This window comes from Enterobacter sp. JH25, assembly GCF_021725435.1.
Taxonomy (GTDB): Bacteria; Pseudomonadota; Gammaproteobacteria; order Enterobacterales; family Enterobacteriaceae; genus Enterobacter; species Enterobacter intestinihominis.
Genome location: NZ_CP091319.1, coordinates 1354986 through 1374372, shown reverse-complemented (window position 1 = coordinate 1374372; position 19387 = coordinate 1354986). Strand labels below are relative to the sequence as shown.

The window sequence follows — 19387 nt, the reverse complement described above, 5'->3', positions numbered from 1 at the left end:
CTAAATTTCAACTGTGACAATATAAAACACCAGCCTCAGGGGGTTATCCCCAGAACTATTACTTTTTTAACATTTGTCAAGGGCGGTTATGAAAGTTTTATGGCAACAGGTGTCGCTGGCGCTGAGGGAATTGCTTTTATCTAATTCGTTAAAAAATATAGACTATTTCCTAAAGCCGCGTTTCGCATCAATTTGGGCGTAACCCGCGTATTCTCTCGCTTATCGCGTGTTTTCTAACTCTAATGCACAAGGTTATCCACAGGAATAGTGGATAACTGCCTCCAGCCCGTACAGCATGCACTCCAGCAAATTCCCGGTTTTTCCCACGAAGCGGCAGTAAAAAATTTTTATCACTCTTTTTTGCCTGGAAAACGTTCATTTTTTCATAAGTAACCGGCGAGATCTTAATCACAATTCCGTCATTTTCCCTGCACCACGATTCGACACGCACGGCACCGGGAGCGTGCAATTCGAACAAACGTTAAGCTTTTAGCAGTGGGTTATTCCTAAAAATGACTCTTTTTTAATCATTATTTTGTTTCTGGCAGGCGTTTTGCAGATATCAGCCTGAGCATTACCCCACACATTTTTAAGGAGAGAAAGATGTTGAGTCTGCGTGCTGTAAATCAGTTTTACGGAAGCCAACATACGCTATGGAACGTGAATATCGATTTCCCGCAAGGCATCTGTACGGGCATTGTTGGCCTGCCTGGCATGGGTAAATCCACGCTCATGAACTGCATTACCGGAAAGGTGCCCGTTGAGAGCGGCACCATCATATGGCATGAGGCTGGCGCGCCGCCGCGTAATTTGCTCAGCCCTGCGTCAGCATTCACGGCGCCGCCAACGATAGGCTACGTCCCGCAGGATCGGCGGATATTTTCCCAGCTGACCGTCGATGAAAATCTGCATATCGCTATGCGGGCGACGGGGAAATCCGACCCGACATCAAAAAATGACGTGTACGCCCTGTTTCCGGAACTCTATCCGCTGCGACAGAGCCGTGCCTCTGCGCTGTCCCCCGACGACCAGTATCAGCTGGCCCTCGCCAGTGCGCTGGTTAATCGCCCGCGCGTGTTGATTCTGGATGAGCCCATGTATGGCGCAGGGCAAGGCTTCGCCCGCAGGCTGGGTCAACTGCTGGTACGGTTGAATCGGGAGCTGGGAATGACGGTGCTGTTAGCGGAGCAACAGCTGTCGTTTATCCGCCGGGTAGCGGATCGTTTCTGCATGCTCTATCGCGGGCGTAACGTGGCACAGGGCCACGTTAACGAGCTGGATGACGACCTTATTGCGCACTGGATGGCGCGGGACATAAGGCGCTGAGGTCAAGATAGCGTCCGGTTTCCGCCTGCTCTGCGCCGTCGGCAAGCCACGGGATCTCACCGAGAAACGGCGCAGGCAGCACCCGCTTCAGCGTCGCCAGATACTCAGCATGACGTTTACCCGGCGCAACCACGTCATTGGCAATCCACCCTGCCAGACGCAACCCGGCCTGCTGCACGGCCTGAGCGGTCAGCATGGCGTGATTGATACAGCCAAGCTTCACCCCCACCACCAGAATGACCGGAAGCTGTTCGGCCCGCACCCAGTCAGCAAATGTCTGCTCGTCGGACAGCGGGGTAAACCAGCCGCCAGCCCCCTCTACCAGCACCCAGTCGGCCTGCGTTTCCAGGTCGCGTAATCCGGAAGAGAGCACCGAAAAATCAATCGGACGTTCTTCATCGGCGCTGACGATGTGCGGCGAGGTGGGTTCAGCAAAGGTATAGGGGTTCACCGCAGAATAGGCCAGCGCAAGGCTGCTGTTACGCTGTAGCGCCAGCGCATCAGTATTGCGTAAGCCTTCCGGCGTCATCTCGCTGCCGGAGGCTACGGGCTTATACCCGGCCGTTGTTTTCCCCAGCAGACGCGCCGCCTGCAACAGCGCGGCGCTGGCAACCGTTTTACCGACTTCGGTGTCCGTACCGGTAACAAAATAACGTTCAGTCACGTTCAATAATCCCATGAAAAAGATGATAAGAGAGCGGGAACCGGCCCCGATCCTGCGGCCAGGCCAGCCCGAGACGCTGGAGTTGTCCGCGGGTAAGGGGTTTCTTCTCCCGACCGGCGTGCAGGTGCGTCGCGCCTATGCCCTTAAGAGAGCGCATGGCGCTTAACGCATCGCTAAATTCGAGGGTGACGGTCTGGACCTCACTGCGATAGCGCCAGCCTGCCAGCGCCTGAGTGACCTGTTCGTGCGAGAGAAACCGGTTGGCGTGCGGCTGCGCATCCACCGCCCTCCACGCCTGATTCAGCTCCGGCAACGAACTTTCCAGCAGGGTGGTAAAGGCCACCGCTCCGCCGGGCCGTGCCACGCGGTAAAGCTCGCGTAGCGCCTGCGACAGGCTGGTGCACCACTGCACCGCCAGATGGCTCCAGACGAGGTCAAAAAGCGCATCCTCCAGCGGGATGGCCTCGATATCGGCCACCAGATAACGGTCTGCTGACTGCTGCTGGCGGGCTTCATCCAGCATCTGCGCGGATAAATCCAGCGCCGTGACGTGGCTGCCCGTTGCGCGCCAGTAGCGGCTATTGCCGCCTGGCCCGCAGCCCGCGTCCAGCACCTGCATAAAATGCCCCTCCCCGAGCGCGGCCAGCAGCCCGCGCGCGCTCAGGCGTTGCAGCTCATCGTGCTGTGAATAGCTTTGCGCTGCCCGGCCAAACGCAGCGGCAACGGCCTGTTTATTGACGGGAGACATACAGTGCCTCCAGAAGCGTATCGATATCCTGCGGCTCGTGCGCTGCCGTAAGCGTCAGACGCAAGCGCGCGGTGCCTGGCGGCACGGTGGGTGGGCGGATCGCCGTGACCCACTGCCCGCGTTCTCGTAGCGCCTGTGCCAGCATCAGCGCCCGATGGTTTTCACCCACAATCACGGGCTGAATGGCGCTGTGCGAGTCGGTAAGCCGGTAAGGCAGTTCGCTTACCCCCCGGCGGAAACGCTGAATATGGTCGGCCAGGCGAGCCCGGCGTTCAGCGCCGTCTTCGCCGCGGATCACCGCAAGCGACGCAGAGAGTGCCACGGCCTGCGCCGGGGGCATGCTGGTGCTGTAGATCAGGTGCCGGGCGAACTGCACCAGGTAGTCGGCCACCGGCTCGCAGCACAACACCGCGGCACCGCTGACGCCGAAGCCTTTTCCAAAAGTGACCACCAGCAGTTCCGGCCTGACGCCCTGCTGATAAGCGCTTCCGCGCCCCTCCTCGCCGGTGACGCCAATGCCGTGGGCATCGTCGACCAGCAGCCATGCGTTTTGCTGTTTTGCGGCATCGTGCAACGCGGCCAGGGGCGCGCTGTCGCCGTCCATGCTGAATACCCCTTCCGTGACCGCCAGCTGAAGCCCTGAACAGGGTTTACCCAGCAGGACGTTCAGCTGAGAGGCATCGTTATGGGCAAAACGCCGCAGCTGTGCCGGGCTGAGACTGGCGGCTTCAAGCAGGGAGGCGTGGCTCAGGCGGTCCGCGATGATGCGGTCGTCTTTGCCCATCAGGGCGGCAATCACCGCCTGATTCGCGGCAAAACCGGAGATAAACAACAGCGCCCGCGGGTAGCCCAGCCAGTCGGCCAACGCTTCCTCCAGCGCCTGATGGGCCGTGGTGTAGCCGCTGACGTGCCCGGAGCCACCGCTGCCCACGCCGTAACGATCCGCGCCCTGCTGCCAGGCACGAACGATTTGCGGGTGCTGGCTCAGGCCCAGATAATCGTTGCTGGAGAAATTACAGAACCGCTCTCCTTCCCGGGTGAGAAAACGGCCTGCACCGTTTTCCACTACCCTGCGTACCCGAAATGCATCCGCCGCCCGCCGCTCGTCGAGCGCGGTCCTGATACGTGCCTGCCAGGTCATACGGCTGCCGCGTTGTAGAACTGGTCAGTGTCGGCGTTGAAAATCTGCTGCTCCAGCTGCTGCTGTTGCTCGTTATCCCCCGCCTGTACCCCGGTCTGGTGTGGGTTCAGCCCCAGCTTGCGGAACAGCTGAACGTCTTTGTCCTCTTCCGGGTTTGGTGTGGTCAGCAGTTTGCAACCGTAGAAGATGGAGTTGGCCCCGGCCATAAAGCACATCGCCTGGGTCTGCTCGCTCATCTGCTCGCGACCGGCAGAGAGGCGAACGTAAGAGGTTGGCATCATGATGCGCGCCACCGCGATGGTGCGGATGAAATCGAAGGCATCCACGTCCTCATTATCCACCAGCGGCGTACCTTTTACCTTCACCAGCATGTTGATGGGCACACTTTCCGGCGGGGTCGGCAGGTTCGCCAACTGTAACAGCAGGCCGGCACGATCTTTTACCGTTTCGCCCAGTCCCACGATCCCGCCGGAACAGACCTTGATCCCCGCATCACGCACTTTATCCAGCGTATCCAGACGCTCCTGATAGGTGCGCGTGGTGATGATGTTGCCGTAGAATTCCGGCGAGGTATCGAGGTTGTGATTGTAGTAATCCAGCCCTGCCGCCGAGAGGCGCTGCGCCTGCTCCTCGTTAAGCGTACCCAAGGTCATGCAGGCTTCAAGCCCCATCTCCTTCACCCCCTTCACCATCTGCTCCAGATAGGGCATGTCGCGGTCATGGGGGTTTTTCCACGCCGCGCCCATGCAGAAGCGGGTTGAGCCAGCGTTTTTGGCCTTGCGCGCGGAGTCGAGCACCTGCTCGACTTCCATCAGGCGCTCGGATTCGAGACCGGTTTTATAGCGCGCGCTTTGCGGGCAATATTTGCAGTCTTCCGGGCAAGCCCCGGTTTTAATCGACAGCAGCGTGCTGACCTGAACATGACGCGGATCGAAGTGCTGGCGGTGCACCTGTTGCGCCTCAAACATCAGCTCCAGGAAAGGTTTGTTGAATAATTCAGTGACTTGCGACATCGTCCAGCGTGCGTGGTGAGCCATCGGGCTTCTCCAAAGGGTTTTGTTAATTGTCGGTTCGGTTTATACTTGTAAACCTAAAACTTTTCAAAATGGTTTACAAGTCGATTATGACCCAGGACGATCTCGCCTTCGACAAGCAGCATATCTGGCACCCTTACACCTCCACGACCCGCCCCCTTCCCGTCTATCCGGTAGCCTCGGCCCACGGCTGCGAGCTGCATCTCGCCAGCGGCGAGCGGCTTGTTGACGGGATGTCCTCCTGGTGGGCGGCGATCCATGGCTACAACCACCCGCGTCTGAACGCGGCGATGAAAGCGCAGATTGACCAGATGTCACACGTGATGTTTGGCGGGATCACGCATCAGCCCGCGGTGGATTTATGCCGTCGCCTGGTAGCGATGACGCCTGAATCGCTGGAGTGTGTTTTCCTGGCTGATTCCGGCTCGGTGGCCGTGGAAGTGGCGATGAAAATGGCGTTGCAGTACTGGCATGCGAAGGGCGAAACGCGCCAGCGGTTCCTCACCTTCCGCAACGGCTATCACGGCGACACCTTCGGGGCGATGTCGGTGTGCGATCCGGACAACTCCATGCACAGCCTGTGGAAAGGCTACCTGCCGGAAAACCTGTTTGCGCCAGCCCCGCAGAGCCGCTTCGACGGCGAATGGGACGAGATGGACATGGTGGGCTTCGCGCGGTTGATGGCGGCCCATCGCCACGAGGTTGCCGCCGTTATTCTCGAACCGATTGTGCAGGGCGCGGGCGGAATGCGGATGTATCACCCCGAGTGGCTGAAGCGCATTCGGAAGATGTGCGACCGCGAAGGGATTTTGCTGATTGCCGATGAGATCGCCACCGGCTTTGGTCGTACCGGGAAGCTGTTTGCCTGCGAGCATGCGGGGATCGCGCCGGATATTCTGTGCCTGGGGAAAGCGCTCACCGGCGGCACCATGACGCTCTCCGCCACGCTCACCACCCGCCAGGTTGCCGACACCATCAGCGACGGCGACGCGGGCTGCTTTATGCACGGCCCGACGTTTATGGGCAACCCGCTGGCCTGCGCCGTGGCAAGCGAAAGCCTCGCCATTCTGGAGAGCGGCGAGTGGCAGACGCAGGTGGCGGTGATTGAGGCGCAGCTGAAGCAGCAGCTAAGCGTGGCGGCGGATGCGGAATACGTCGCGGACGTCCGCGTGCTGGGCGCCATCGGGGTGATCGAGACAACGCATCCGGTGAACATGGCCGCGTTGCAGCGCTTCTTCGTTGACCAGGGCGTTTGGGTGCGACCTTTCGGTAAGCTGATTTACCTCATGCCGCCGTACAGCATTTCTCCGGATCAGCTCCACAAGCTGACCGGGGCAGTGGTTAAAGCCGTTAACATATCAGCGCATTTCACGATTTAACCCCATGCGTTACACTTTCTGAATGAGTGAGTAACGAGGGAAATAGGATGAAAATCATCAGTAAAGATTTGCGCGACGGCGAAAAGCTGCCGGAACGTCACGTGTTTAACGGGATGGGTTATCAGGGAGATAATATCTCTCCCCATCTGGCGTGGGACGATGTACCAGCGGGAACCAAAAGTTTTGTCGTGACCTGCTACGATCCAGATGCGCCAACCGGCTCGGGCTGGTGGCACTGGATCGTGGCAAACCTGCCCGCCGACACCCGCGTGCTGCCGCAGGGTTCCGGTTCCGATCTGGTTGCCCTGCCCGACGGTGCGATTCAGACCCGCACGGACTTTGGCAAAGCGGGCTACGGCGGCGCGGCGCCGCCAAAAGGGGAAACGCACCGCTATATCTTCACGGTGCACGCGCTGGATGTGGACAAGATTGAGGTTGACGAAGGGGCGAGCGGGGCAATGGTAGGCTTTAACGTCCATTTCCATTCGCTGGGCAGCGCGTCGATTACGGCGATGTATTCATAAAAAAAGCCGGGTGGCGGCTACGCCTTACCCGGACTACATTTCGTATTCGTAGGCCCGGTAAGCGCAGCGCCACCGGGCAAAAAAATCACAACACGGAAGGTAGCAGTCCTGCAAGGGTTTCTTCTTCCAGAAGCTGTATCGCCTTATCAATATCCGGCGCAAAAAAGCGGTCCTCATCGTAGTGCGTAACGTGCTCGCGCAGCGTATGACGCGCCTGCTCCAGCAGCGGGCTGGATTTTAGCCCTTCGCGTAAATCAATACCCTGACACGCCGCCAGCCATTCCACCGCCAGCACGCCGCGGGTGTTGGAGGCCATCTCCCACAGTCGACGCCCGGCAGCCGGGGCCATCGAAACGTGATCTTCCTGATTTGCTGACGTTGGCAGGCTGTCCACGCTGTGCGGATGCGACAGGGCTTTGTTTTCGCTTGCCAGTGCTGCGGCGGTGACCTGGGCGATCATAAAGCCCGAGTTCACCCCACCGTTGCGCACCAGGAACGGCGGCAGCTGGGACATGTGTTTATCCATCATTAGTGCGATTCGACGCTCGGACAAGGCTCCGATTTCGGCCATCGCCAGCGCGATATTATCTGCGGCCATCGCCACCGGCTCGGCGTGGAAGTTGCCGCCGGAGACCACCTCGTTTTCCTGAGCAAACACCAGTGGGTTGTCGGACACCGCATTGGCCTCCACCAGCAGCACTTCTGCCGCCTGGCGAAGCTGTGTCAGGCATGCGCCCATCACCTGCGGCTGGCAGCGCAGAGAATACGGATCCTGCACCTTCTCGCAGTTGTGATGCGAATCGGCAATGTCGCTGGTATCGGTAAGTACGTGGCGGTACATGGCTGCGGCATCAATCTGACCACGCTGGCCGCGCACCTCGTGGATGCGGGCATCGAACGGACGACGCGAGCCGAGTACCGCTTCGGTGGTCAGCGCACCACACACCACCGCGGAGGCGAACAGATCTTCTGCTTCAAACAGGCCGCGCAGCGCAAAGGCCGTCGACGCCTGCGTGCCGTTGAGCAGCGCCAGCCCTTCTTTTGCCGCGAGGGTGATCGGCGCTAAGCCGGCTTTTTTCAGCGCCTCTTTCGCAGGCAGCCACTCCCCTTGCCAGCGCGCCTTGCCTTCACCCAGCAGGAGCAGTGACATATGCGCCAGCGGCGCCAGATCGCCGGAAGCTCCAACGGAGCCTTTTGCCGGTATCCACGGATAAACTTCCGCATTCACCAGCGCCATCAGCGCCTGGATCACGCTCAGACGAATGCCGGAAAACCCACGCGCCAGGCTGTTGATTTTCAACACCATCATCAGGCGGACGATCTCATCGTCCAGCGGCTGGCCAACCCCCGCCGCGTGCGACAACACCAGCGAACGTTGTAAATTCTCCAGATCGTGCGTGGCAATGCGGGTCTGTGCCAGCAGGCCAAACCCGGTATTGATGCCGTAGGCGGTGCGCCCTTCCGCTACAATCGCCTCCACGCAGGCCACGCTGTCGTTAATGGCACGGTGGGCGCTTTCATCAAGGGCGAGTGTCACCGGCTGACGCCAGACGTGACGCAGCTGTTTGAGCGACAAAGAGCCGGGAGTAAGTGTTAACGCGTTCATGCAGGCTTTCCTTGTGTGGCGGGGATCATCGGCAGGTTCAGGCCCTGCTCTTTGGCACAATCAATGGCAATCTCGTAACCCGCATCCGCGTGGCGCATTACGCCGGTTGCCGGGTCGTTATGCAGCACGCGAGCAATACGTGCCGCCGCTTCGTCGGTACCGTCACAGACGATGACCATTCCGGAGTGCTGGGAGAAGCCCATCCCGACGCCGCCGCCGTGGTGCAGCGACACCCAGGTTGCGCCACTGGCGGTGTTCAGCAGGGCATTCAGCAGCGGCCAGTCGGAGACCGCATCCGAGCCGTCGCGCATGGCTTCGGTTTCACGGTTCGGACTGGCGACAGAGCCGGAGTCCAGGTGGTCGCGGCCAATGACGATCGGCGCGGAGACTTCGCCGCTGCGCACCATTTCGTTAAAGGCGAGGCCGAGTTTTTGCCGCCACTCCAGCCCGACCCAGCAGATACGCGCTGGCAGGCCCTGGAAGTTAATGCGCTCGCGCGCCATATCCAGCCAGCGATGCAGGTGTTCGTCGTCGGCGACAATCTCTTTCACTCTGGCGTCGGTTTTGTAGATATCCTCCGGGTCGCCGGACAGGGCAACCCAGCGGAACGGCCCGATGCCGCGGCAGAACAGCGGACGAATATAGGCGGGCACGAAGCCGGGGAAGTCAAAGGCGTTATTCACCCCCATCTCTTTCGCCATCTGGCGGATGTTATTCCCGTAATCAAAGGTCGGAATCCCCATCTTACTGAAGGCGAGCATCGCGGAGACGTGTTCCGCCATGGCGCGTTTAGCCGCCAGTACCGTGCCCTCAGGATCGGTTTCCGCTTTTTGCTGGTAGTCTTCCCACGTCCAGCCTTTTGGCAGATAGCCGTGGAGCGGATCGTGAGCGCTGGTCTGGTCGGTGACCAGATCCGGACGCACGCCGCGCGCCACCAGTTCCGGCAGAATATCCGCCGCGTTGCCGCACAGGGCAACCGACACGGCTTTGCCTTCAGCGGTGTACTTTTTGATGCGCGCCAGCGCGTCATCGAGGTTGTCGGCCTGTTCATCAACATAGCGGGTACGCAGACGGAAATCGATGCGGCTCTGCTGGCACTCAATGTTCAGGGAGCACGCGCCGGCCAGCGTCGCGGCCAGCGGCTGCGCGCCGCCCATGCCGCCCAGTCCGGCGGTTAGCACCCAGCGGCCTTTCAGTGAGCCGTTATAGTGCTGTCGGCCCGCTTCCACGAAGGTTTCATAGGTGCCCTGCACAATCCCCTGGCTGCCGATGTAGATCCAGCTGCCCGCGGTCATCTGGCCATACATGGCCAGCCCTTTTGCGTCCAGCTCGTTGAAGTGTTCCCACGTCGCCCAGTGCGGCACCAGGTTGGAGTTGGCAATCAGCACACGGGGCGCATTTTTATGGGTTTTGAATACGCCAACCGGTTTGCCGGATTGCACCAGCAGCGTTTCGTCGTTTTCGAGATTCGTCAAAGACTCAACAATCGCGTCATAGCACGCCCAGTTGCGCGCGGCGCGGCCAATGCCGCCGTAGACCACCAGCTCATGGGGATTCTCTGCTACCTCAGGATCAAGGTTGTTCATCAACATGCGCAGCGGTGCTTCGGTAAGCCAGCTTTTTGCGGTGAGCGTGGTGCCGCGCGCGGCGCGGACATCCTGCTTGCGGTATTTATCTGACGACATTGTGTGTTCCTCATAAGGGACAGGTGATGCATTTAGATATACTTGTATAGACAAGCACACACAAGGTCGGATTTAACAAAAAAGATACAATTTTGCTATATTGCGTTAGCGATCACGCTTATAAAACTTATGACATAAAGTGGCCCTGCAACCGGTAACGATTCCCCGGGAACAGCAGCTTCGCATGCGACACAATTTGCGAGGACGACCAGGTACGACGGCGGATCAGCAGGCAGGGATCGTGCTCTTTAATACGTAACAACTCGCACTCCTGAGGCGTGGCGCGCACGGCCTCCACGATATGCTCCCCTTCCGTCAGCGGGGCGACGAGCGAGAGATACGCATGCGGTGTGGTTTGGGTGTAATCCTGGTTCAGGTAGTCCGGGATCCGCTCCGCGTTGACGCAGCGATCTTCAATCTGGACCGGAATATCGTTCTCATAATGCACCATCACCGAATGGAAGATCCGGGTGCCCTCTTTAACGTTCAGCTCGATGGCCTGTTCGGCGCTGGCCTGCGTCTCTTCAAGCACCAGCACTTCGCAGTGGTGCTGATGGTTGCGGGCGGCAATTTCATCGGCAATGCTGCGGATTTCAAACAGCGCCGACTGTCCTTTTGGCTCGGCGACAAAGGTTCCGACACCCTGCAAACGCACCAGCAACCCTTCATCGGTCAGTTCCCGCAGCGCCCGGTTAATGGTCATTCGACTAAAGCCATACTGCGCGACCAGTTCAGCTTCGGAGGGAATACGGTCGTGCGGACGCCAGACGCCGGCAGCAATTTTTTCGCTGATCGCCTTTTTCACCTTCTCATAAAAAGGTGCGGGTGGGCTGGAGGGTTGCTGCGGTGAGCGTGAAAACATGCTGACTCCTGTAATGTGGTTATGCCCACCAGTGAGCAATTTGCCAGGCCAGTCGGGCGGCAAGCTTCGCCCCCTGACCGTCCCGGTCGTAGTGCGGATTATATTCCACCAGATCCGCCGCCTGTAGTTTACCGCTTCGGCAGATACGCTCAATCACCGGGAACAGATCCAGCGCCGGGATCCCCAACGCCGCAGGGGCGGATACGGCGGGCATTTCTGCGGCGGGCAGCACATCGAGGTCAATGGTGAGATAAACCCGGTCTGCCTGCGCAAGCACGCTATCCAGCGCGGATAGCGCATCCCGGCGAAAATCGAGATCTTCAACCAGCATCACGTTCAACCGTTCAGCTTCCTCCCACAGCGCCTGGGTATTCGCCGCACGGCTTACCCCCAGGCAGGCGTAGTGAAACGACCGCGACTGCGACGCGCAGTAGAGCGCCAGCTGGCGGAACGGCGTGCCGGACGTAGCCCGTTCAGCCTTACGTAAATCGAGGTGCGCATCCAGGTTGATCACCGCAATGCGATCGTTCGGAAAGGCGTCCAGCACGCCGCGCCCGTGCGCCCAGGCGGTTTCATGTCCACCGCCAAAAACCAGAGTACGCATCCCGGATTGCTGGCACGCGGTTATGGCCTCGCTCAGCGCCTGCTGTGCCGCCTCCAGCGCATTGCCTTCAACAAAAATGGAGCCCATATCCACGAGGCGCGCATGCCCCTGATGGCTCGCCATATTCGCCAGCGCGCCGCGCAGCACATCGGGAGCCTGTGCAGCACCGGGCCTGCCCTGGTTACGCTTAACCCCTTCATCACATTCAAAGCCCAGCAGGGCGATGCCTGACGGCACGGGTGCAAAGTGTACGCGCTGCTGTATGGTCTGGAAGAGACGTTTCGCGGTGCTGGATTCGGCGCTGTCGTCACGACCCTGCCAGACCTGCGGGGAAACGGGATGCCACAATTTCATGCTACCTGCCCCCGAAACACGCGTTGATATAAAGGATTCCGCCCCGGCTCGTAAACCATCTCAACCGGATGATTCGCCTCCCAGACGACGAAATCAGCCACATAACCGGGCTTTAACTGCCCGTGCGTCGCGCCACGACCTAGCGCCTGCGCCGCATGCCGCGTCACGCCAGCCCAGGCCTCTTCCGGCGTGAGGCCAAACTGGACGCAGGCCATGTTCATTGCCAGATGCAGGCTGGCAAACGGGCTGGTGCCCGGGTTGTAGTCGGTAGCCACCGCCATCGGCACGCCCTGTTCTCTGAGCTGCGCCACCGGTGGACGCTGGCGCTCCTGAAGAAAATAGAACGCGCCGGGGAGCAATACCGCCACCGTGCCGCTTTGCGCCATCGCCTGAATACCTGAATCATCGAGATACTCAATATGATCGGCCGACAGCCCCTTATACTGGCTGACCAGCGCCGCGCCGCCCAGATTCGACAGCTGCTCTACATGCCCTTTAACCGGTATCCCGAGCGCGGCGGCGGCCCGGAACAGGCGCTCGGTTTGCACCGGGGTAAAGCCGACGTTTTCACAAAACACGTCCACCGCTTCAAATAACTCTTTTTGCCACAGCGTGGGCATGATCTGCTCACAGACCAGCGTGAGATAGGCATCCGGATCCTGTCGGTACTCGGCAGGAACGGCGTGCGCGGCCAGCAGCGTCGGGCTGATATCGACCAGATTGTTCAGGCTGAGCTGGCGGGCAACCAGCAGCATTTTCTCTTCGGCCTGGGCATTCAGTCCGTATCCCGATTTGATTTCAACGGTCGTTACGCCTTCATTCATCAGCCGCTGGAGCCGCTGCTGTGCCACCGTCAGGAGCATTTCCGGCGAACTGTTGCGGGTCGCCGTGACCGTGGCGTTAATACCGCCGCCCTGCGCGCTGATGGTCTGATACGACACGCCGTTAAGCCGTTGTTCCCATTCCGCTGCGCGATCGCCGCCGAACACCAGATGGGTGTGGCAATCGATCAGGCCGGGAGTAACCAGACGCCCGTCGAGATCGACACACTGACGATGCCCGGAGGGGATCTCGGCTTCAGGAATAACGGCCGCAATCGTCTGGCCGCGCACGACGAGGGCATGTTGTTCTTTCAGACCATAGGGTTCCGGCTCACCTGTTGCCAGGGTCGCCAGTCGCGCATTTCGCCATATCACATCATCGGGATGAAGCTGCTGCATGTGCCTTCCGCTTGTCATGGGTTGTATAGACATTTATTTTCATCTGTCACCTGCTGTCAACCGCCTTGCAGGAAAATGTTATTTATTTGTGATGACTTTCCCGTCGCCTGCGGGCAAAAATGCAACTTTTCCCGTTTTTATCTTCCCGTTTCGCTCAACTTAGTATAAAAAAGCAGGCTATTTCGTCTATTCAGATAAGACTTGCATACCCAGGAGCATTACCTTGAATATTTCCAGGATTTCCCGTCTGGCGTTGGCACTCGCCTTTGGCGTGACTTTATCCGCTTGCAGTTCAACACCACCGGATCAGCAACCTTCTGAGCAGGTTGCTCCGGGCACCGCTTCCCGTCCGATCCTGTCAGCGGCTGAAGCGAAGAACTTCACCCGTGCGCACTATTTCTCGGCGATGGTTCCCAATGCAGCCCCATGGACGCCTTCTTCTATTAACCTGCCGAAACAGCCAGACTTCGTTGTCGGCCCGGCCGGAGCAGAGGGCGTTACGCACACCTCAATTCAGGCAGCTGTTGATGCCGCAATCACCAAACACAGCGCATCTCGTCAGTACATTGCCATCCTGCCGGGTGAATACGAAGGAACCGTTTATGTTCCGGCTGCACCGGGAAGCATTACGCTTTACGGACTTGGCGAAAAAGCGGTCGACGTGAAAATTGGCCTGGCGATTGATTCAGAGATCGACAGCACCACCTGGCGCCATCTGGTGAACCCGGCCGGTAAATACATGCCAGGTAAACCGGCGTGGTATATGTTTGATAACTGCCAGCGCAAACGTGCCGCCACCATTGGCGTGATGTGCTCGGCGGTATTCTGGTCACAGAACAATGGCCTGCAATTGCAGAACCTGACCATTCAGAACACCCTGGGCGACAGCGTTGACGCAGGTAATCACCAGGCCGTGGCGCTGCGTAGCGATGGCGACAAGGTACAGATTAACAACGTCAATATCCTGGGCCGCCAGAATACCTTCTTCGTGACCAACAGCGGCGTGCAGAATACCCTTCAGAACAATCGTCTGACGCGTACTCTGGTCACCAACAGCTACATTGAAGGCGACGTGGATATGGTCTCCGGTCGCGGCGCGGTGGTATTTGATAACACCGACTTCCGCGTGGTGAATTCACGTACGCAGCAGGAAGGTTACGTCTTTGCCCCGGCCACACAGTCCAATCTGTTCTATGGCTTCCTGGCCGTGAATAGCCGCTTTACTGCTGCTGGCGATGGCGTGGCGCAGCTTGGCCGCTCTCTGGACGTGGACTCCGCCACTAACGGCCAGGTCGTGATCCGCGACAGCGTGATTAACGAAGGCTTTAACATGGCGAAACCGTGGGCGGATGCGGCGATCTCGAAACGTCCTTTCTCCGGCAACACCGGCACGGTGGATGATAAAGACAACGTGCAGCGTAACCTGAACGACGCTAACTTCAACCGCATGTGGGAATACAACAACCGCGGTCTGGGTAGCAAAGTGGTTGCTGAACCGAAGCAGTAAAATGCCTGCTGCCGGGTGGCGGCTACGCCTTACCCGGCCTACCTCATGCATTAACCACGCATAAAAAAACCTCGCATGTGCGAGGTTTTTTTTCGTCTACGGATCAGTGAGCGTTAATCACAACCCACATCGGCCCTTGTCCGACCGCATAGCGTCCTTTCTCTTCCAGTAGACCCTGCACGCCTTTGATTTCATAGAGCGCGATGTGGTGGGATTTCTGCCCCGCCGCAATCAGGTATTTGCCGCTGTGATCGACATTAAAGCCGCGCGGCTGGGTTTCTGTCGGCTGGAAGCCCTCAACTGCCAGAACGCTGCCGTCTTCAGAGACGCTGAAGATGGTGATCAGACTGGAGGTACGGTCACAGGCATACAGGTGGCGGCCATCCGGCGTGATGTGAATGTCTGCCGCCCAGCGTGTGTCGGAGAAATCAGCTGGCATCATGTCCAGCGTCTGTACGCACTCGATCTGCCCGTTAGGATCGTTCAGCTCCCAGACATCTACCGAGCTGTTCAGCTCGTTAACGACATAGGCATACTGCTGATTCGGGTGGAAGACCATATGGCGCGGGCCTGCGCCTTCCACGGTGGTGACTTCCGCCGGGCTCTGCGCGACCAGATGACCGTCATCGCTCAGGGTAAACAGGCAGATGCGATCCTGCTTCAGCGCTGGCACCCACAGCGTGCGGTTATCCGGCGAAATGTTGGCGGAGTGGCAACCTTCCAGCCCTTCTACCACGTCGACGGTTTCAACGGGAATACCGTCTTCCAGGCGGGTGACGCTCACGCAGCCTGCATTGTAGGAGCCGCTGAAGATAAAGTTGCCTTTATGGTCGGTAGAAATATGGGTCGGGCTGCCCGGCAGCGGCGCTTCTGCGGTATAGGTCAGCGCGCCGTCATCCGGGGAGATGCGGTATGCGAGTACGCGGAATTCCGGGCGTACCCCGACATAAAGAAAACGTTTATCCGGGCTGACGACCATAGGCTGCACCTGGCCTGGCACATCAACAACCTGAACCAGCGTAAGCGAACCTTCTGTATTCAAACGCCAGACATGGATCTGCTGACTTTCAGGACTGGCGGTATAAACGGTTTGTTTCATGAATACTCCTGATTATTTTTAACGGTGAATGCTGAATTGTAGTCCGGGATTTTGCAGGGTTCCGCTCTCGGTGTACCATCCCGACAGACCTTAAATTCAACATTAACCCGGAAGAAAAAATGACCTCGCGAGTGATTGCCCTGGATTTAGACGGAACACTGCTTACCCCTCAGAAAACCCTGCTCCCCTCTTCTCTTGAGGCCCTCAAACGAGCCCGGGAAGCGGGGTATCAACTTCTCATCGTAACGGGTCGACATCACGTAGCCATTCATCCTTTTTATCAGGCACTGGGCTTAGATACACCTGCAATTTGTTGTAATGGCACCTATTTGTATGATTATCAGGCAAAAAAGGTTTTAACCTCTGATCCGCTTCCCGTTCCGCAGGCGCTGCAATTGATTGATTTACTGGATGAGCACGCGATTCACGGCCTGATGTATGTGGATAACGCCATGCTGTATGAACGCCCTACCGGCCATGTGATCCGCACCAGCAACTGGGCCCTGTCTCTGCCGGAAGCGCAGCGTCCGGTGTTCACTCAGGTTTCCTCCCTGCGCCAGGCGGCGGAAGACGTCCAGGCAATCTGGAAATTTGCCCTGACCGATGAAGACACCGCCAAACTGAACACCTTCGCAAAACATGTCGAGCATACGCTGGGTCTGGAATGTGAATGGTCCTGGCACGATCAGGTGGATATCGCCCGTAAAGGCAACAGCAAAGGAAAGCGTTTGACCCAGTTCGTTGAGTCACAGGGCTGGTCAATGCAGGACGTGATTGCCTTCGGCGATAACTATAACGACATCAGCATGCTGGAAGCGGCCGGAACGGGCGTGGCGATGGGCAACGCCGATGATGCGGTGAAAGCGCGTGCTAACGTGGTGATTGGCGATAACACCACCGACAGCATCGCGCAGTATATTTATACCCACCTGCTGTAATCAGGCGGTGATAGAGACGCTCTTGATTTGCGCGTAAAGCCACAGGCCAGGCTTGATGCCTAACTCATCCCTGGCCCACGGGCTGATGCGCGCCCACAGCGTTCTGTTGCCCACTTCCAGTTGCACTTCTACCTGGCCGTTATCATCAAAACACTGCGCCACTTTTGCGCGCAAAATATTGCGGATACTGGTTTGCAGCGGCGGTTGCAGCACCAGGGAGACATCCGACGCCTGAATGCGGATCCGTAACGTGGACTGAATCGGCGTATCGATTTTATTCACCCACAAATGCTGGTCACCCAGCGCCAGCGCGGTCATCGCATAATGTGGATGGTGCTCCAGCACGCTCACCTTCAGAATGCTGCTCTGCTGCTCCTTTGGCAGCCACGGATGCATAACGCTGCTGCCCCATACCTCTTCCAGATTGCCGAATGCCTTCACCCTGCCCGCCTCCAGCACCAGCACTTTGTCGGCCAGATGTAAGATCTCATCCAGCGAATGGCTGACGTACAGCATGGGCACGTTGATTTCCCGCGCCAGACGTTGCAGATACGGCAGCAACTCGCGCTTGCGCGGAATATCCAGCGAGGCCAGCGGCTCATCCAGCAGCAACAATTCCGGCGCGGTTAACAGGGCGCGGCCAATTGCCACGCGCTGTTTTTCACCACCCGACAGCGAAGACGGGAGACGATCGAGCAGCGGTTCGATGCCCAGCAGCGCCACCAGCTTATCGAACTGTCCGGCCATGCTTTTTGCCATGCCATAGCGCAGATTTCCGCGCACGCTGTAGTGCGGAAACAGGCGCGCATCCTGAAACACATAGCCGATGCGGCGCTTATCCGGTGACAGGCAGACCTTCTTCTCCGCGTCGTTTAAGACGCGGTTATTTAACACAATACGGCCAGACTGGGGACGCGTCAGGCCGCTAATCGCATTAATCAGCGACGTTTTCCCTGCCCCGGAAACGCCAAAAATGGCGGTGATACCGCTGGCAGGCAGCGTTTCGTTAAGCGTCAGAGTGTGGCTGCCCAGGGTTTGCGTAAAGTTGAGTTCCAGCATCACGATTTCCCCATCCGTTCACGGCTGAGGCGCGCCAGCCACTCAGACACCAGCAGCGAGACCAGGGCGAGTACAATCGAAATAATACACAGCCGGGCCGCCGCACCTTCGCCGCCCGGGGTCTGAATCAGGGTATACATGGCCGACGGGATGGTCCGCGTCTCGCCGGGAATGTTGGACACAAAGGTGATGGTCGCGCCGAACTCACCCAGTGAGCGGGCGAAGGCTAACACCGTACCGACGATAATGCCCGGTAAGGTGAGCGGAAGCGTAATGGTCAGAAATACCCGCCAGCGGCCTGCGCCCAGCGTGCGGGCGGCCTGTTCTAGCCGGATATCCACCCCTTCCAGCGCCAGGCGGATAGCGCGCACCATCAGCGGGAAGGACATTACTGCCGCGGCCAGAACCGCGCCGCGCCAGCTGAAAGCAAAGGTCAGTCCGAACCAGTCGTACAGCCATTCGCCGATAAAACCGCGTCGCCCCATGGAGATCAGCAGCAGATATCCGACCACCACAGGCGGTAAGACAAGCGGAAGATGGAGAACACTGTCGAGCAGGGCTTTGCCTGGAAACTTCACGCGAACCAGTAACCAGGCAAAGAACACCCCAAAGGGCAAACTCAGCGCAACCGCCAGGGAAGAGACTTTCAGGCTCAGCAGCACGGCCTGCCATTCAGGTTCGGTCAATATCATTCGTGAGTCGTAAATCCGTAACGTTTAAAGATAGCGGACGCTTCAGGCCCCTTCAGGTAGTCAACGAAGGCCGTCACGCTCGCATTTTTATGTCCATCAACTATCGCAACAGGATATTCTACTTTCTTATGCGAGTCTTCCGGGAAGGTTCCGACCACCTTCACACCTTTACTGGCGACGGCATCGGAGCCGTAAACGATCCCGAGTGGCGCTTCGTTACGCTCCACCAGCGCCAGCGCGCCGCGCACATCTTCTGCGGGAGCCAGCTTCGGCGATAAGGTCTCCCATGCGCCCAGTTTTTGCAGCGCTTCTTTCGCATAAATCCCGGCAGGAACATGCTCCGGATCGCCTACCGCCAGACGGCCACCGTTGAGCAGACGGGTCCAGTCCGTCTGTTTGTTGATGGCGATGTCGCCCTGCTTGCTGTTTGCGGGTGCAACCACCACCAGGCTATTTCCCAGCAGCGTTTCGCGGCTAGCCGTATCAACAGATTTTTTCTCCACCGCGTAGTCCATCCATTTCTGATCGGCAGAGATGAACAGATCAGCCGGAGCCCCCGCTTCGATCTGGCGGGCCAGCGTCGACGAGGAGGCAAACGACGAAACGACCTCGACGTTTTTCTCTTTTTTGTATACCGCAGCAATATCCTGCATCGCGTTAGTCAGCGACGCCGCCGCAAAGACCGTGATTTTTCCTTCATCCGCCAGCGCGTGGCCGGTGAGTGAGAGAGTCAGCGTTGCCCCTGCGAAAAGGCGTACCCATGAACGTGCCATTTGAAGCTCCTGTGCGTATCGTTATATACAAACAAATATAACGACATATCGCAGGCGTTCCTAGCGCTAAATCGTACCCATTAATGCGTAAACTCAAGGAACGTTGTAAAAGATATCGGCGGGAGAGGAATAAACTTGAGAGCAAAACGCCCGGGCTGGCCGGGCGTTTTGG

The 19387-nt window shown here is 58.5% G+C and carries 18 protein-coding genes; 5 read left to right on the top strand and 13 right to left on the bottom strand.

The window, feature by feature from the left end:
* Positions 1–603 precede the first annotated feature (603 nt).
* Positions 604–1326 (top strand): ABC transporter ATP-binding protein, encoded by a 723-nt coding sequence (locus L2Y28_RS06525; protein ID WP_022647498.1) that lies wholly within the window; start codon positions 604–606, stop codon positions 1324–1326.
* On the opposite strand, the gene bioD is transcribed toward L2Y28_RS06525, so the two are convergent.
* The 4 genes from bioD to bioB are packed head-to-tail and all read right to left on the bottom strand — an operon-like array spanning position 1289 to position 4916.
* Positions 1289–1990 (bottom strand): dethiobiotin synthase, encoded by a 702-nt coding sequence (gene bioD, locus L2Y28_RS06520; protein ID WP_072202230.1) that lies wholly within the window; start codon positions 1988–1990, stop codon positions 1289–1291. The genes L2Y28_RS06525 and bioD overlap by 38 nt on opposite strands.
* Positions 1983–2738 (bottom strand): malonyl-ACP O-methyltransferase BioC, encoded by a 756-nt coding sequence (bioC, locus tag L2Y28_RS06515; RefSeq protein ID WP_022647496.1) that lies wholly within the window; start codon positions 2736–2738, stop codon positions 1983–1985. Before bioC ends, bioD begins: the two co-directional genes overlap by 8 nt.
* Positions 2722–3879 carry an 8-amino-7-oxononanoate synthase gene (gene bioF / locus L2Y28_RS06510; RefSeq protein WP_022647495.1) on the bottom strand — a complete coding sequence of 386 codons (1158 nt, stop codon included), beginning with the start codon at positions 3877–3879 and terminating at the stop codon, positions 2722–2724. The genes bioC and bioF overlap by 17 nt, the downstream gene beginning before the upstream one ends.
* Positions 3876–4916: a biotin synthase BioB gene (bioB, locus tag L2Y28_RS06505; RefSeq protein ID WP_022647494.1), complete on the bottom strand. Its 1041-nt coding sequence runs from the start codon at positions 4914–4916 to the stop codon at positions 3876–3878. Before bioB ends, bioF begins: the two co-directional genes overlap by 4 nt.
* A gap of 68 nt (positions 4917–4984) precedes the next feature.
* On the opposite strand from bioB, the gene bioA reads away from it, so the two are divergent.
* Positions 4985–6292, top strand: a complete 1308-nt coding sequence (gene bioA, locus L2Y28_RS06500; RefSeq protein ID WP_022647493.1) for an adenosylmethionine--8-amino-7-oxononanoate transaminase — start codon at positions 4985–4987, stop codon at positions 6290–6292.
* Positions 6293–6339: 47 nt separating this feature from the next.
* Entirely contained in the window at positions 6340–6816 is a 477-nt protein-coding gene (locus L2Y28_RS06495) for a kinase inhibitor (RefSeq protein ID WP_003858531.1), read from the top strand.
* An 85-nt stretch (positions 6817–6901) separates the two neighbouring features.
* Here the strand turns inward: L2Y28_RS06495 and hutH are convergent, their stop codons facing one another.
* The 5 genes from hutH to hutI all read right to left on the bottom strand — a co-directional run bounded on the left by hutH (position 6902) and on the right by hutI (position 13147).
* Positions 6902–8422 carry a histidine ammonia-lyase gene (gene hutH / locus L2Y28_RS06490; RefSeq protein ID WP_022647492.1) on the bottom strand — a complete coding sequence of 507 codons (1521 nt, stop codon included), beginning with the start codon at positions 8420–8422 and terminating at the stop codon, positions 6902–6904.
* Entirely contained in the window at positions 8419–10107 is a 1689-nt protein-coding gene (hutU, locus tag L2Y28_RS06485; RefSeq protein WP_003858533.1) for a urocanate hydratase, read from the bottom strand. The genes hutH and hutU overlap by 4 nt, the downstream gene beginning before the upstream one ends.
* A gap of 127 nt (positions 10108–10234) precedes the next feature.
* Positions 10235–10969 carry a histidine utilization repressor gene (locus tag L2Y28_RS06480; protein ID WP_022647491.1) on the bottom strand — a complete coding sequence of 245 codons (735 nt, stop codon included), beginning with the start codon at positions 10967–10969 and terminating at the stop codon, positions 10235–10237.
* 19 nt (positions 10970–10988) lie between these two features.
* On the bottom strand, positions 10989–11927 hold the full coding sequence (gene hutG, locus L2Y28_RS06475) for a formimidoylglutamase (RefSeq protein ID WP_022647490.1): 939 nt from the start codon (positions 11925–11927) through the stop codon (positions 10989–10991).
* Positions 11924–13147, bottom strand: a complete 1224-nt coding sequence (gene hutI / locus L2Y28_RS06470) for an imidazolonepropionase (protein WP_022647489.1) — start codon at positions 13145–13147, stop codon at positions 11924–11926. Before hutI ends, hutG begins: the two co-directional genes overlap by 4 nt.
* 223 nt (positions 13148–13370) lie before the next feature.
* Between hutI and L2Y28_RS06465 the strand changes: the two genes are divergently transcribed.
* Entirely contained in the window at positions 13371–14654 is a 1284-nt protein-coding gene (locus L2Y28_RS06465) for a putative acyl-CoA thioester hydrolase (RefSeq protein ID WP_022647488.1), read from the top strand.
* A gap of 103 nt (positions 14655–14757) precedes the next feature.
* Here L2Y28_RS06465 and pgl read toward each other — a convergent pair whose 3' ends face one another.
* Positions 14758–15753: a 6-phosphogluconolactonase gene (gene pgl / locus L2Y28_RS06460; protein WP_022647487.1), complete on the bottom strand. Its 996-nt coding sequence runs from the start codon at positions 15751–15753 to the stop codon at positions 14758–14760.
* A gap of 119 nt (positions 15754–15872) precedes the next feature.
* Here pgl and L2Y28_RS06455 point away from each other — a divergent pair, with 119 nt between their 5' ends.
* A complete protein-coding gene (locus L2Y28_RS06455) occupies positions 15873–16691 on the top strand; it encodes a pyridoxal phosphatase (protein ID WP_022647486.1) in 819 nt (272 codons plus the stop codon).
* On the opposite strand, the gene modC is transcribed toward L2Y28_RS06455, so the two are convergent.
* The 3 genes from modC to modA are packed head-to-tail and all read right to left on the bottom strand — an operon-like array spanning position 16692 to position 19215.
* Positions 16692–17750: a molybdenum ABC transporter ATP-binding protein ModC gene (gene modC / locus L2Y28_RS06450; protein ID WP_017384950.1), complete on the bottom strand. Its 1059-nt coding sequence runs from the start codon at positions 17748–17750 to the stop codon at positions 16692–16694. It lies immediately after the preceding gene.
* The gene (modB, locus tag L2Y28_RS06445; protein ID WP_003858545.1) at positions 17750–18442 is read right to left on the bottom strand and encodes a molybdate ABC transporter permease subunit; all 693 of its coding nucleotides are present in this window, start codon (positions 18440–18442) and stop codon (positions 17750–17752) included. Before modB ends, modC begins: the two co-directional genes overlap by 1 nt.
* The gene (gene modA / locus L2Y28_RS06440; protein ID WP_022647485.1) at positions 18439–19215 is read right to left on the bottom strand and encodes a molybdate ABC transporter substrate-binding protein; all 777 of its coding nucleotides are present in this window, start codon (positions 19213–19215) and stop codon (positions 18439–18441) included. The genes modB and modA overlap by 4 nt, the downstream gene beginning before the upstream one ends.
* Between the last annotated feature and the right edge of the window lie 172 nt (positions 19216–19387).

Bases quoted from the DNA above. Each gene is read 5' to 3' on its own strand.
- L2Y28_RS06525 (WP_022647498.1), top strand. From the start codon at position 604: ATGTTGAGTCTGCGTGCTGTAAATCAGTTTTACGGAAGCCAACATACG.
- bioC (WP_022647496.1), bottom strand. From the start codon at position 2,738: ATGTCTCCCGTCAATAAACAGGCCGTTGCCGCTGCGTTTGGCCGGGCA.
- bioF (WP_022647495.1), bottom strand. From the start codon at position 3,879: ATGACCTGGCAGGCACGTATCAGGACCGCGCTCGACGAGCGGCGGGCG.
- bioB (WP_022647494.1), bottom strand. From the start codon at position 4,916: ATGGCTCACCACGCACGCTGGACGATGTCGCAAGTCACTGAATTATTC.
- bioA (WP_022647493.1), top strand. From the start codon at position 4,985: ATGGTTTACAAGTCGATTATGACCCAGGACGATCTCGCCTTCGACAAG.
- L2Y28_RS06495 (WP_003858531.1), top strand. From the start codon at position 6,340: ATGAAAATCATCAGTAAAGATTTGCGCGACGGCGAAAAGCTGCCGGAA.
- hutH (WP_022647492.1), bottom strand. From the start codon at position 8,422: ATGAACGCGTTAACACTTACTCCCGGCTCTTTGTCGCTCAAACAGCTG.
- hutU (WP_003858533.1), bottom strand. From the start codon at position 10,107: ATGTCGTCAGATAAATACCGCAAGCAGGATGTCCGCGCCGCGCGCGGC.
- L2Y28_RS06480 (WP_022647491.1), bottom strand. From the start codon at position 10,969: ATGTTTTCACGCTCACCGCAGCAACCCTCCAGCCCACCCGCACCTTTT.
- hutG (WP_022647490.1), bottom strand. From the start codon at position 11,927: ATGAAATTGTGGCATCCCGTTTCCCCGCAGGTCTGGCAGGGTCGTGAC.
- hutI (WP_022647489.1), bottom strand. From the start codon at position 13,147: ATGCAGCAGCTTCATCCCGATGATGTGATATGGCGAAATGCGCGACTG.
- pgl (WP_022647487.1), bottom strand. From the start codon at position 15,753: ATGAAACAAACCGTTTATACCGCCAGTCCTGAAAGTCAGCAGATCCAT.
- L2Y28_RS06455 (WP_022647486.1), top strand. From the start codon at position 15,873: ATGACCTCGCGAGTGATTGCCCTGGATTTAGACGGAACACTGCTTACC.
- modC (WP_017384950.1), bottom strand. From the start codon at position 17,750: ATGCTGGAACTCAACTTTACGCAAACCCTGGGCAGCCACACTCTGACG.
- modB (WP_003858545.1), bottom strand. From the start codon at position 18,442: ATGATATTGACCGAACCTGAATGGCAGGCCGTGCTGCTGAGCCTGAAA.
- modA (WP_022647485.1), bottom strand. From the start codon at position 19,215: ATGGCACGTTCATGGGTACGCCTTTTCGCAGGGGCAACGCTGACTCTC.